Here is a 13,860-nt window from a genome sequence, read left to right as displayed (position 1 = left end):
TTCCGGGTCGAGGCACCATTTATATTAAAGCCCTGCATACACATGCAGGGCTTTTTTTTGCTTAAAATTTATTATGGACAAAACAGTCCATATTAATTGGGTATATCCTCTCTTTTTCTCCCTTGTTTGCATGCGCATAATTACCTTATCAAAAGGTTAGGTGCTGTTATTACTCACTCCATTTACTCACTCAATATGATTGATTTAAGTAATAAAGTGCAGGGTACCTTTAGCCTTAATAATGCCAATCCGCAGTAATACTTAATCATTTTTCGGGGCTAAACGTGTCGCTACCGGCGTTAAAAATTCTTATTTATAACAACTAAATAGCGAATTTTTTGCCTAGCTACCAACATGATTTTCGAGCCTCAAAATAGATCACTTGATTAAGCGTATTGGTATAAGTAATTTAAAGCTGGAGCTAATTATGATCACGCAAATTGTTAAGTTTGAAATTAAAGACGAGCACATCGCACAATTTAAAGCGCTACTAGAAGAAGACAAGCAAGGCGCTAAAGCCGAAACAGGTCTTATAGAGATGCGTTTATATCAGGATAAAAACGAGCCAGGCGTCTTTTTTGCTTATGAGCGTTTTGAAGATCAAAATGCAGTTGATTACCATGGCGCACAGGATTACACACAAACGTTATTAAATGCGTTGCCTGAAATCAGCCAATCGGCGCCACAGGTCATGTTATTAGAAAATACAGTGCCAGCTCCGCTGCATGAGCGCAATACAAAAGTTGTTAACCCTGAAGATGATATATGTATTGTGTTTTTTATTTTTAAGATTAAGCCAAGTTTTAAAAATAAAGTCATTGAGCGTTTCGCAACTCATGTAACGCAAACGCGCAGCCAGGAGCCTGGTAACTTAGTGTTTGATTTATATAGTATTGAAAATAACGACGATACATTAGTTGTTTATGAACATTGGCGCAGTGAATCTGCGTTGTGGGATATTCACTTTAAACAGCCGTACGCAGTAAAAACAAGCGAATTATTAGCGCAAGCAGTTGTTGGCGATATGCAGCAATATATGAGCTTCGTTAAAGAAATTTAAAGGCTTGTGTTTAACAACATTACTTATCCCATTTAGCAAATAGTGTATTACACGCTATTTGCTTTTTTGTATAAATACCCTCCAAATTCCCTGCCGGTTTTTATAATAACTGACTATTATGTTAATTCATCGCAACGTATGTAATGTTATGTAAAGTAAGTTGAGCAAAATTTGCCAAAGTGCTTGAATTACATTCATAAATGGCAGTAATTTAGGTTAACTATGATTTGGCAAACTAAGCCAACTTTATTGGCTCTTAGCTTGGTATTGTTGAGCGGCTGTGCGGGTACGCTAAACCCTCAGCAGCGCGAGCAAGCACCCAGCGACATTGCAGCGACATGGCAACATGGTTTAGCACAAAATGCACTTGCAGTAGATCAGCAATGGCTGCAAACGTTAGAAAACCCTTACATTGAAAACCTTGTAAATAAAGCACTTAATAATAATCAGGCTTTGCTGCAAAGTGCCTACGATGTACAAATACAAAAGCAGCAATTAATAATTTCAGGCTCTGCGCTTTGGCCCGATCTTGATTTATCTGCGCAAACTAGGCGCAGTAAAGACAATAGACCTGTAAGTTATGATAATGCCAGCTCTGTCACTTTAGAGCTAGGCTATGAAGTAGATGTGTGGGGTAAGTTATCTGATGCTAAACGCCAAGCCAACCTAAACTACTTAACGCAACAAGCTAGTTTTGAGCAAGCTAAGCAGCAATTGGTGGCCGATGTTGTCACCGGCTGGTTTGATTTAGTAACCGCCCAGCAGTTACTCGATTTATATAAACGCCGAGAAGAAAACGCACAGCAAAACTTAGATATTATTGAATCGGGCTACCGCCAAGGTATTAATGAAGCACTCGATGTATATTTAGCCCGTAATGAGCTTAATAACGAGCGTACGCGTATTGCTAATCAACAAGCCACGCTTGTAAGCGCGTCGCGTTCTTTAGAGCGCTTATTAGGCGGCTACCCCAAAGGCGATATATCAGCAGAGGTTGAACTGCCTGTTTTTCTTTCGCCAATTAATACCGGTATTCCCTCTGAGCTAATTACACGCAAGCCTCAATTGCGCGCAAGCTGGTACCAGTTATTAGCAAGCGATGCAGGCCTAGCCTATGCACATAAACAGCGTTTCCCTAGTTTAAACTTATCAGCAAGCGTGAGTGATAGCACCGATAGAGTGAGCGATTTATTCTCGCCATCAAGCTTAGCGTGGTCTTTATTAGGCAGTATTTCTGCGCCAATATTTAATGGTGGCCAGCTAAAAGCAAATGAAGAAGTAGCACGCTTAAATGCACAAAAACAAGAACAAGCATATTTAGATACCTTGTACGATGCATTCAGCGATGTTGAAAACGCAATTACTCAGCAGCAATCCTTGCAAGCCAGTTATAAAAGCACGCTAGAGGCGCAAGAAAACGCCCTTGCAGCAGAGCAACTGTCGTTTGAGCAGTACCAAAGCGGCTTAGTAACTTACACTACAGTGCTTGATGCCCAGTCGCGCTCTTTTGATGCGCAAAGCTCACTCATTGAAACAAAAAACCAGCTAATTGCTAACCGAATAAACCTATACGTTGCCCTTGGCGGCGATTTTAACGCCCCAACAAGCGAACCTAAGAGCAATAACGATGAAAACTAAATCAGCAAAACTTTTAATCCCAGCCGTAGTGATGGTGGCCACCATTTTAATTGTTATGTTTATTAAGGGTAATCCACCTGAAGCAAAACGTTTTGGCTCACCTCCTAAAGCCACGGTGAGCGTATCGGTAAAAAAGATTGAGCCACAAGATTACTTAATTTTTATCGATAGCTATGGCACGGTAAAGCCGCGTACTCAAAGTTTGTTAGTTGCTCAAGCATCTGGGCAAATTAATAAAGTAAGTGATGATTTTAGAGAGGGCGGTTTTTTTGAAAAAGGCGATGTACTGCTACAGCTTGACGATAGAGATCATCAAGCTGAGGTTAAATCGGCGCAGGCAGCATTACTTACTGCAGAGCAAAGTTTGTTAGAAGAAAAAGCCCGCGGCCAACAAGCAATTACTGATTGGAAGCGTTTAGGTGGCTCATCGCAAGCGAGCAGCTTAGTACTTCGCGAGCCCCAACTAGCGGCTGCACAAGCACAAGTACTTTCAGCACAAGCCGCACTTGAAAAAGCACAGCTTGATTTAGAGCGCACCCAAATTACTGCGCCTTACGCTGGGCGTGTGCTTAGTCGTAATGTAGACCTTGGCCAAGTGGTAAGCGAAAACACAGAACTTGCAACTATTTATGCCATAGACAGCGTTGAAGTGCGCTTACCAATTAAAAATAAAGACCTTTCGTATATTAGTTTGCCAGAGCAATACAGAGATGGCAGTAAAAACCAAGCCGGCTCACTCGTTAAGTTTAAATCTGACTTAGTGGGCGAGCAAACATGGCAAGGGCAAATAATACGTACTGAAGGCGCTATCGATGAAGGTGCACAGCAATTGTATATTGTTGCGCAAATAAATGACCCTTACAAAGCCACGGCTAATAACCAATACCCAATTAAAATTGGGCAATACATCACTGCGCAAATTAGCGGTAAAACAGTGCCTGATGCGTTAATAATCCCTAATAGTACTATTTACCAAGGCAGCTACGTGTATGTGGTTGAAGAGGGGCTGCTAAAGCGTAAAAACATTACGCTTGCATGGCAAAATGCTACACAAGCTATGGTAAAAACAGGCCTTAATGCAGGCGATAAGTTAGTAATTACACCGCTTGGGCAAGTAAGTTCAGGCACAGCGGTAAGCATTTTAGGCGAAACCGATACGCAAAATATGCGAGCAAAAGGCCCAAATGGCGCAGGCAAAGGTAAGCGTCCATCGCGTGAGCAGCTAGAAAAAAAAGCGCAAGAAATGGGAATTAGTGTTGAAGAGCTAATACAAAAACGCCGCGCTGCACAAGGAGATAAGCCATGATTGCTTGGTTTACAAAAAACCATGTAGCAGCCAATTTATTGCTTATTACGTTACTGCTATCGGGTTTATTTAGTTTATCGAGTCAAATACCGCTTGAGGTGTTTCCATCGTTTGAAACAGATCGCATAAGTGTAAGCGTTACTTTGCGCGGCTCAACCCCTGAGGATGTAGAGCAAGGGGTTACCATTCGAATAGAAGAAGCCGTTCAAGATTTAGAAGGTATAGAGCAAATTTCTAGCCGCTCATCAGAGGGCTCTGCGTCGGTGACCATAGAAGTAGAAAGTGGCTACGACCCGCGCGAGTTATTAGCCGATATAAAAAGCCGTGTAGATGCTATAAACACTTTTCCGGCCGATGCTGAAAAGCCTATTGTGGCGCTTGCCGAACGAAAACGCGAAGTAATAGCTGTTACCGTAGCGAGCGATTACGGTGAAAAAGAAACCTTAGAATACGCCGAGCAAGTACGCGACGATATTTTACGCCTTCCTAATGTTACGCAGGTTGAGCTAAGTGGTGTACGCGATTACGAGCTCGCCATAGAAGTAAGTCAAGATACACTTCGCCAATACAACTTAACCCTTGCGCAAATATCTACCGCTGTGGCTAAGTCGAGCTCTGATATTTCGGCTGGTAATTTAAAAACAGAAGGGGGCGATGTACTTATAAGCTCAAAAGGGCAAGCTTACCGAAAAGATGAATTTGCTAACATTGTAGTTAAAAATCAAAGCGACGGTACAGTAATACGCTTAGGTGATATAGCAAGCATTAATGATGACTTTGAAGAGACCCCAGTACGTACACGCTTTAATGGTAAACAAGCCGCCTTTATAGATGTATACCGCATAGGGCCGCAAAGTGCGATAGATGTCGCAGATGATGTAAAAAACTACATAGAGTCCAAGCAAAGCTCCTTACCACAAGGTTTTGAATTAAGTTACTGGGATGACGACTCTCAAGTTGTAAAAAGCCGTATTGCTACGCTAACCAGCAGTGCCCTACAAGGGGGCATTTTAGTACTGGCTTTGCTAACCCTATTTTTACGCCCAGCCATCGCATTTTGGGTGTTTATTGGTATTCCGGTTTCGTTTATGGGCGCATTTATTGCGATGCCTATTTTTGGTGTAACCCTTAATATTATGAGCTTATTTGGCTTTATTTTAGTACTGGGTATTGTGGTGGATGACGCCATAGTAACGGGGGAGAACGTTTATACTCATTTAAAAACCGCAGAGTCGGGCGAACAAGCTGCCATTTTAGGCACGCAAGAAGTTGCAACACCAGTTACCTTTGGGGTACTAACAACCGTAGCGGCCTTTTTACCTTTAGCGTTTATTGAAGGCGCACGGGGTGCCTTATTTGCACAAATTCCGGTGGTGGTTATTCCGGTATTACTGTTCTCGTTAATTGAGTCTAAGTTTGTGCTGCCAGCTCATTTAAAGTACATAAAACTACGTAATCAAAAAACAAAATCATCAAAGCTTGAAGTACTTCAGCAGCGTTTTGCAGACGGATTTGAAAGCGCTATTTTAAAATACTATCAGCCTATTTTAGCTAAAGCATTGCGCTATAAATTAGCGACGGTGAGTTTGTTTGTTGGCGTGTTTTTTATAATTTTAACTTTAATAACTAGTGGTTGGACTAAGTTTGTATTTTTTCCGCGTATCCCAAGCGAAACCGTACGAGTAACATTAACCTTGCCAACAGGCACGCCGTTTGAAGTTACCAATAAGTATGTAATGGATATGTCGCAAAAAGCGCAGTTATTGCAAGACAAATACCGCGATGAAGATACCGGCGAAAGCGTTATATTAAATATTTTAGCCTCAACCGGTGGGCGTGGTGGCGTGTCTAACTCAGGCAGTGTGCGCTTTGAAATAACCCCTGCAGAGAGCCGCGACTCAGACATTGGCTCACGTGAGCTGGTAAGTGAGTGGCGCGATTTAATAGGGATTATTCCTGGCGCCGAAAGCGTAACCTTTAGGGCCGAAATAGGACGCAGCTCAGACCCTATAGATGTGCAGCTAAGTGGTACATCGCTCGATACGTTACAAAAAATTGCCGAAAGCGTTAAAGCGCGCTTAAGTACTTACCCAACCGTATTTGATATTGCCGATAGCATGTCTGATGGTAAAGAAGAGTTGCAAATAGAGCTTACTGAGCAAGGCTTTGCTTTAGGCTTAAACCGAGTTGATGTAGCAAACCAAGTACGTAACTCGTTTTTTGGCTCGCAGGTGCAGCGTATTCAACGCGGGCGTGACGATGTGCGCGTTATGGTACGCCTACCTATTGAAGAGCGCCGCTCTGTAGCCGACTTACAAAATATACTTATTACTACGCCTACGGGCGGCTCGGTGCCACTTTCTCATGTAGCCACATTAATAGCAGGGCAAAGCCCATCTACGATTAATCGAATAGACCGCTACCGCACACTTAACGTAACTGCCGACATAGAAAAAAGCAATACCAACATGACCGCGCTGCAAGCCGACCTAACTGAGTATTTAGATGAATTAATGCAGCAATACCCAGGTGTTGATTACAAGCTAGAAGGTGAAGCTAAAGAGCAAAGAGAGTCGTTTGGCTCGCTCGCTTGGGCATTGTTATTTGTATTTTTTATTATTTACTCACTATTAGCGATACCGCTTAAATCGTACATGCAGCCAATTATTGTAATGAGCGTTATTCCGTTTGGCATGATAGGCGCTGTAATAGGGCACTGGGTTATGGGGATGGAGTTAACCATTATGAGCTTACTTGGTATGTTGGCACTTATTGGTGTGGTGGTTAACGATTCACTTGTGTTGGTCGACTTTATTAATAAAAAACGCAGTGAAGGCGGCAAGATTATTGATGCGGTTAAACTTGCAGGGGCTGCACGTTTTCGCCCAGTAATGCTCACAAGTTTAACCACCTTTATTGGTTTAATGCCGCTACTATTTGAAAAGGCGACACAAGCACAGTTTTTAATTCCAATGGCAGTAAGCCTTGGCTTTGGTATTGTGTTTGCTACGTTTATTACGCTTATATTAGTGCCAGTAAACTATATGCTGATGGAGCGTTTTCAAAGCTGGTTTAGATAAATAACGAAATGTGTTCTAGGACTAAGCTGTGGTTGATTAATATCAATTGCAGCTTTTTTTTGCTAAAAATTTATAAAGGTAATAAAGGGTATTTAAAAACAGGGGAGTAGCAAAAAATGCAAAAACAGAAAAATAAGAAAAGTGTTCCCCAAGCGTGCGGTGTCCGGCGTCAGTCCTGAAACCAGAAGGTTTCAGGGCGGAAAGCTGCGGTCTACCGTAGGCTTCTCGGTACATGCCGAGCTTGCACAATAGTAGACGAACAGAAATCCTGGTATAAAATTTATCGGCTCAGGGACTTAACCAAACTCCGGCACCCCAGGGAACAAGTTCAGTATATAAGACATAATCCATTCCTTAAACCCCAAACGTAAAAAATTGAACCGTTCGAGCAGTTTTTGCCCGCTGGTAACTCGCTATTTACTTATCATGCTACTTTTTGAGCAGGATCATACAATTAATTGGAGTTGCTTTTTATCGAGTGGTAGCATTGCCTTAACTAGCAAAGCGAAGATATAAACATGAGCGACTTACCAGATTACCAAAAAGCCCAGCTGCTTTTAGAAAAAAACGAAATTTTTGTCTCACCGGCAGAAGCGCACGGCGTAATTAGTGGATTACTAGCGTGTGGTTTAAGTATTGATGACAAAGAATACTTAGGCCTATTAAGTGATGTATTTAATGATGGCCAAGCGTTTAGCAACGACCTAAAGCAGTTTTTTGGCACCATTTATAAGCAAGTGGTAGCAAGTTTTAACGATGAAGCTTTTGCGTTCGATTTATTTTTACCAAGCGATGATGAAACACTCATCGATCAAGCCAATGGTCTCGTATCATGGGTTGCAGGGTTTATGCTTGGATTTGGTTTAAAACAAAAAGATTACGGTAAGTTATCGGCAGATGTAAAAGAAGTTATTAGTGATTTTAGCGAAATTACACGCCTAGATACCATGTTTGACGAAACCGAAGAAGACAGCCAAGCCCTGCATGAAGTGATTGAATATGTACGTGTATCGGCATTGCTTTGTTTTGCCGAGCTTGGCAAAGAAAAAGCACCTAAAAAAACACTACATTAATCTAAATAAAGCGGGTTGTTAAAGCATGGTTGAAATACAAAAGTCAGAATTTAAAGCACGCCGTGAGCGTTTACTTGCGAAAATGGATGCAAATAGTGTGGCCATTATTCCTGCGGCCAGTGAAGTAACGCGTAGCCGCGATACTGAATATGCATTTAGACAAGACAGCGACTTTTTTTACTTAACCGGCTTTAACGAACCCGATGCCGTTTTAGTGCTGTGTAATAACAGCGATACGCCAAGTACGTTATTTTGTCTTGATAAAGATAAACTGGCCGAAATTTGGCACGGCCGCAGAATTGGCTTCGAAAAAGCTAAAAATGAGTACTTATTCGACGAAACTTACGCATTAAGTGAGCTAACTGAACAATTATTAGATTTGGTTAACGGTCAGCAGATTTTATTTTATGCACAAGGCGCTTACCCAAGTTTTGATACCAAAGTATTTACCTTGTTAAACACACTTCGCAGCGCGCCTAAAAAAGGCTATCAGGCACCGAGTACGATAAAAGATGTGCGTGGTCTTATTCACGAAATGCGCTTGTTTAAATCGCCAAGCGAAGTAAACATTATGCGTGAAGGCTGCGAAATAAGTGCCCGTGGGCATATGCGTGCAATGCGTTATTCACACCCTGGTGCTACAGAGTTTCAGCTAGAGGCAGAGCTGCATCATCATTATGCAATGAACGGAGCGCCGCATCCTGCGTACGGCACCATTGTTGGTAGTGGCGATAACGCTAATATTTTGCACTACACGCAAAATAGCGATGTGCTAAAAGATGGCGATCTAGTATTAATTGACTCAGGGTGTGAGTTACAAGGTTACGCTGCCGATATTACGCGTACCTTTGCGGTTAATGGCAAGTTTAGCGAACCTCAAGCTGCGCTTTATAACATTGTACTTAAAGCGCAAGAAGTGGCCTTTGAAGAAGTTAAACCCGGCGGCTTTATGTCGCATGCCAATAAACGTGCAATGGAAGTAATGACTCAAGGTTTACTTGATTTAGGTATTTTAACCGGCGACTTTGATGAGTTAATGGCAAAAGGTGCCTGTAAAGAATATTACATGCACGGCCTTGGCCACTGGTTAGGCCTTGATGTTCACGATGTAGGCGATTACAAACAAAACAACGTTGAGCGCGCATTTGAGCCAGGCATGGTTTTAACCATAGAGCCTGGGCTTTACATTAGTGAAGATTCAAACGCACCGCAGCAATATAAAGGCATTGGTATTCGTATCGAAGATAATTTACTTATTACTGAGTCAGGGCATGAAAACCTCACCCTGAGTGTGCCTAAAACCATAAACGATATAGAAGCACTTATGCAAAGTGCAAAAAGCGCATAAGCTTGGAGAAATAAAGTGGCTAAGCAGTTTGATGTCGTTGTTATTGGGGGCGGGCTTGCAGGGGCAAGTTGTGCGCTAAGCATTGCTAAAACAAACCCTTCACTCGCTATTGCGGTAGTAGAGGCAAACCAAGTAACGGGTGATTACCACCCAAGTTTTGACGACAGAAGTATTGCCCTTGCACAGCAGTCGGTTGAGTATTTACAGCAGTTAAATTTATTTGAGCCAAGTGCGCCATATACAGCAGCAATAAAAAAAGTAAGCGTGTCGGATCGTGGTCACTTTGGTAAAGCGCATATTAGTTGCGACGAGTTTGCTAAACCGTCATTAGGCTACGTGGTTGAGGTAAACCCGTTTGGCCGCGCACTGTATCAGCGTTTAACGCAAGCGAGTATTGCACTTTATTGCCCCGATAGCGTAAGCGCTATCAAGCAAAGCCTAAACAGTAATGAGGTTACTTTACAAAGCGGCGAGCAACTTAATACTAAGCTACTGGTTATTGCCGATGGTGCGCAATCTCCAACCCGTAACTTACTTGGTTTAGGCTTTAATACTCAGCCCTATGAACAAGGCGCTATTATAGCCAATGTTGAAGTAGCAGGCGGGCATAACAACCATGCGTATGAGCGCTTTACCGAGCACGGCCCGATGGCACTTTTACCAATGAGCAATAGCCGTTATTCGTTAGTGTGGTGCATGAAGCAACAGCACGTTGAGCAGCATACAGCCTTAAACGAAAATGATTTTTTAAACGCGCTGCAAAGTGCATTTGGTTATCGGGCAGGGCAATTTACAAAAGTGGGCACACGCACAAGATACCCGCTAGTATATGGCCAAGCTGAATCATTAACAGCGCATCGTACGGTAGTCATTGGTAACGCTGCTCATGCTATTCACCCCATTGCAGGGCAGGGCTTTAATTTAGGCCTGCGTGATGTACAAGTACTTAGTAATTTAATTGCAACAAGTAAAAACGAGTTAGGCAGTTATGCGTTTACCCGTGAGTATTCACAAAAGCGTAGCAGCGATATAAATACCGTAATGAGTTTAACCGATGCACTGGTTAGGCTTTTTTCAAACTCGTCACGGGTATTAGCGCTTGGGCGCAGCATTGGGCTTTTCTCAATGGATTTATTTCCCGCATTAAAAGCACCGTTGGCCAAGCAGCTAATGGGGCAAGTTAAACAAGGTACACGTTTATGAAGCAAGCACAGGTTTGTATAGTGGGTGGTGGCTGCGTAGGCTTAACCCTCGCGTTAGGACTCGCTAAAGCCAATGTAAGTGTTGTGGTGCTAGACGCCGCGCCAAAGCAATTACCGCCAAGTGATGAATATGCCTTGCGCGTAAGTGCGCTGAGTATTGCAAGCCAAAACCTGTTTGAGCAATTAAACGTATGGCCACACATAATGGCAGAGCGAGCGTGTGCATATACGCATATGGACGTACGCGATGCCGACAGCTTTGGTAAAATAGCCTTTAATAACGAGCAACTTGAGCTTGAGCACTTAGGCCATATAGTTGAAAACGATATTATTCGTTTTGCACTTATAAAAGAGCTAGAGCAACAACCAAGTGCCACACTGATGTTTGATACTGAGTATCAACAAATACACCAAAGTGAGTCCGACGTATTTATAACCCTTAAAAGCGGCGAGCCTATTATTGCTAAGCTGCTGGTGGCGGCCGATGGCGCAAATTCGGCTATTCGTAAACAATTTAATATGGCGCTAAGCTTTAAAGATTACGACCATCATGCATTGGTTGCTACGGTTAAAACCAAAGAGCCACACGCAAACACCGCACGCCAAGTGTTTTTACCAACTGGACCACTGGCTTTTTTACCACTTAGCGATGCAAATACCCACTCTATTGTGTGGTCTACCAGCCCTAATCATTGCGATGAATTGCTAGCAATGGACGACACTACTTTTAATAAAGCTGTAATGGCAGCCATAGATGGCCAATGCGGGCTGTGTGAAGTGCAAAGTAAACGCGCAGCATTTCCACTTAAAATGCGCTACGCCCAGCAATGGGTAAGCGGCAAAGTGGTATTAATGGGCGATGCAGCACACACCATTCACCCACTTGCAGGGCTTGGTATGAACCTAGGCCTAAAAGACGCCGCGTATTTAATTGAACTACTGACAAGTGATAGTAAAGAGTTTGCGAGTACCCGTACACTTCGCGATTACGAGCGCACCCGCAAGCTCGATGCGCAAAAGCATATAGCCATGATGCAAGGGCTTAAAGAGTTATTTGAAGGTGCCAACCCGGTTAAAAAGCTGATACGTGGAGTCGGGCTGTCACTCGTTGATAACCTAGGCCTAATAAAACACCTATTCGCCAAAGAAGCGATAGGCAAATAACGTAGGTTGGGAAGAGCGAAGCGAAACCCAACAGATAAAGTAAAGTGGTTAGTTTTTAGCTATCAGCTATCAGTAAAGAAAAACCGATGTTTAGTTTAAACATCGGTTTTTTGTTTTTAAGTGGCTTTAAACAGATTAAAAATTGCGCTTTTCACGCGAGCAAGCTCAGCGTCTACATGCAAAGTTTAACACTGAGCTTAATTTTACCTGTAGGCGTTTAGCTTGCTGACGCGACGAGCGTAGCTCGTAATTATCGTTAGTTAAAAAGCGCTTTGCGTTAAATCAGTTACAAATTGGCTTGGGCTTCATTTACCATATCTTGTAGTGCATCAATTAACAGTGGGTCGCGCGAGTTTTGTTTAGCAAGTTTTAGTGCGTGTTTCATACTGGCAACAGCTTCTTTAAACTGTTTGTCAGCCGTGTAGCCTTGCGACAATCGCATGTGGGAGTAAGCAGCATTAGGGTAATCACGAGTAAAGTGTTTAAGTGTAGTTATCGCTTTTTTAGTGTTATCAAACTTTTGCTGGCTGTGGGCAAACTCTACGTACACATCTTGTGGAATTTTAAGCTCAAATCCGTACTTATCGCTCAGTGCTTGGTAGTAACCTGTGATAAGTGATACATCGGCAAACTTTCCGTGCTCATCAGTTACGTTAAAAATTAGGTCACTAAATAAGTGAATTAGGCTATCGCTAAGGGCTGGCAGTATAGTGCCCATATGAGTAAAAGTAGGGTAATGCTTATATTCCCATTTTAGCTGTGTGGGCATTTGTTGTTCTAAATTTACTAACGTATTTAATGCGCCTGTATAAAAACGTGCGCCTTCACTCGCTACACTAATAAATAACTCTTGAGTGCCTTTAGGGTTTTTAGTGTATTTAATAATATTATTTTTTAACTCTTCGTCACTCCACCAACTATTTGGGCTAATAGCTATGTAGTTGTTAAATAATTCAGGCTGATTAACTAAAGTGTAAAGCGCTAATGTACCAGCATTAGAGTGACCAATTAAGGTGTTGTAGCCGTTAGTTGAGTAATTGCTATTTATGTAGGGCATGAGCTCGTCAGACACAAACTTTAAAAAATTGTCGGTTTGTCCAGCATCGGGCCATTTATTTTTTACAAAGGTTTGAAACTCAGTTTTCGGCTCACCATCTACTTTAGGTAAGTAATCACGCACGCGGTTTGTTGTATCAATACCAACAAGCATGGCATTAGGTATTTGTTCGTAATCAACTAAGGATTTTATAACACCTGACGCCGTATGAAAGTGCTCAACACCATCTAGTAAATAAATAATATAAAGCGGCTGATCGTCTTTTACAGTGTCAGGTATGAAAATTCTGATAGGCCTGTCTTCGTTAAGTATTTTTGATTGTAAAATGACTTTTTTACCAACGGTTATTTCGGTTGTAGCAGTGTCTGCGTGGCTTAAAAAAGAGGTACTAAAAGTAAGTGCAAATACAAATGATAGTAAGAGCTTCATAAATATCCTTATTAAATAATGTGTTGCTCAATAATTACACGGCTTTAGGTTTGAGTAAATGTTTATATTTTAGGCGCAAATGGAGGGGGTAAGTAATTAAAAGCTGCGCTTTTTACGCAAGCAAGCTTTACGTCTACACAAACCCAACGCACTTATCCTAACTCTGCTTGTTGATATAAAGCGAACGCATATTAATATCACTCTGATAGCTGATAGCTGATAGCTGATAGCTGATAGCTGATAGCTGATAGCTTTAACACTTATCTATCAAAGCTTAAAAAACCTGCTTGCTTAATTATCCATCTAAGCGTAAAATGCGCGCTCATTTCGGCTTTTACACTATTAATTCCTTGCCTTAAACCGACCGGCCGAAACGGTAGAAGGCTCTATTAACCGTAAGGAATATCCATGCGTCATTACGAAATCGTATTCATGGTTCACCCTGATCAGAGTGAGCAAGTATCTGGTATGATCGAACGTTATACTGGTTCTATCACTGAAGC

Annotated in this window: 10 protein-coding genes and 1 other RNA gene; 9 read left to right on the top strand and 2 right to left on the bottom strand. The window is 42.1% G+C overall.

The genetic code is table 11. The features are described from left to right. The first annotated feature begins 427 nt into the window (after positions 1 to 427). The 4 genes from B4F91_RS07265 (at position 428) to B4F91_RS07250 (ending at position 7,084) form a co-directional block, all read left to right on the top strand. Positions 428 to 1,060 (top strand): putative quinol monooxygenase, encoded by a 633-nt coding sequence (locus B4F91_RS07265; protein ID WP_055254966.1) that lies wholly within the window; start codon positions 428 to 430, stop codon positions 1,058 to 1,060. A gap of 222 nt (positions 1,061 to 1,282) precedes the next feature. After that, complete coding sequence (locus B4F91_RS07260) at positions 1,283 to 2,698, top strand: TolC family protein (protein WP_055254799.1); 1,416 nt, start codon at positions 1,283 to 1,285, stop codon at positions 2,696 to 2,698. Next, complete coding sequence (locus tag B4F91_RS07255) at positions 2,688 to 4,004, top strand: efflux RND transporter periplasmic adaptor subunit (protein WP_264391131.1); 1,317 nt, start codon at positions 2,688 to 2,690, stop codon at positions 4,002 to 4,004. The genes B4F91_RS07260 and B4F91_RS07255 overlap by 11 nt, the downstream gene beginning before the upstream one ends. After that, on the top strand, positions 4,001 to 7,084 hold the full coding sequence (locus B4F91_RS07250) for an efflux RND transporter permease subunit (protein WP_054983838.1): 3,084 nt from the start codon (positions 4,001 to 4,003) through the stop codon (positions 7,082 to 7,084). Before B4F91_RS07255 ends, B4F91_RS07250 begins: the two co-directional genes overlap by 4 nt. A 141-nt stretch (positions 7,085 to 7,225) precedes the next feature. On the opposite strand, the gene ssrS is transcribed toward B4F91_RS07250, so the two are convergent. Then, positions 7,226 to 7,409: non-coding RNA, 6S RNA (ssrS, locus tag B4F91_RS07245), on the bottom strand. A 193-nt stretch (positions 7,410 to 7,602) separates the two neighbouring features. On the opposite strand from ssrS, the gene B4F91_RS07240 reads away from it, so the two are divergent. Genes B4F91_RS07240 through B4F91_RS07225 form a run of 4 tightly spaced genes read left to right on the top strand, consistent with a single transcriptional unit; the run spans position 7,603 to position 11,871 of the window. Beyond that, a complete protein-coding gene (locus B4F91_RS07240; RefSeq protein WP_004589599.1) occupies positions 7,603 to 8,157 on the top strand; it encodes a UPF0149 family protein in 555 nt (184 codons plus the stop codon). Positions 8,158 to 8,182: 25 nt separating this feature from the next. Continuing rightward, on the top strand, positions 8,183 to 9,505 hold the full coding sequence (pepP, locus tag B4F91_RS07235) for a Xaa-Pro aminopeptidase (protein WP_024031620.1): 1,323 nt from the start codon (positions 8,183 to 8,185) through the stop codon (positions 9,503 to 9,505). 15 nt (positions 9,506 to 9,520) lie between these two features. Then, entirely contained in the window at positions 9,521 to 10,708 is a 1,188-nt protein-coding gene (gene ubiH / locus B4F91_RS07230; RefSeq protein WP_286936880.1) for a 2-octaprenyl-6-methoxyphenyl hydroxylase, read from the top strand. Then, positions 10,705 to 11,871, top strand: a complete 1,167-nt coding sequence (locus tag B4F91_RS07225; RefSeq protein WP_288635505.1) for an FAD-dependent monooxygenase — start codon at positions 10,705 to 10,707, stop codon at positions 11,869 to 11,871. The genes ubiH and B4F91_RS07225 overlap by 4 nt, the downstream gene beginning before the upstream one ends. 286 nt (positions 11,872 to 12,157) lie before the next feature. Here B4F91_RS07225 and B4F91_RS07220 read toward each other — a convergent pair whose 3' ends face one another. Next, positions 12,158 to 13,357, bottom strand: coding sequence for an alpha/beta hydrolase-fold protein (locus B4F91_RS07220; RefSeq protein ID WP_286936885.1), 1,200 nt, complete (start codon positions 13,355 to 13,357; stop codon positions 12,158 to 12,160). A gap of 408 nt (positions 13,358 to 13,765) precedes the next feature. Here B4F91_RS07220 and B4F91_RS07215 point away from each other — a divergent pair. Further along, positions 13,766 to 13,860 (top strand): 30S ribosomal protein S6 (locus B4F91_RS07215; RefSeq protein ID WP_414704604.1); only part of this gene is annotated, 95 nt, incomplete at its 3' end.

It is taken from the genome of Pseudoalteromonas sp. UBA6610 (genome assembly GCF_002433295.1).
Taxonomy (GTDB): domain Bacteria; phylum Pseudomonadota; class Gammaproteobacteria; order Enterobacterales; family Alteromonadaceae; genus Pseudoalteromonas; species Pseudoalteromonas atlantica.
The sequence above is the reverse complement of the archived record's forward strand: the minus strand, read 5'-3'. Positions and strand labels throughout refer to the sequence as shown.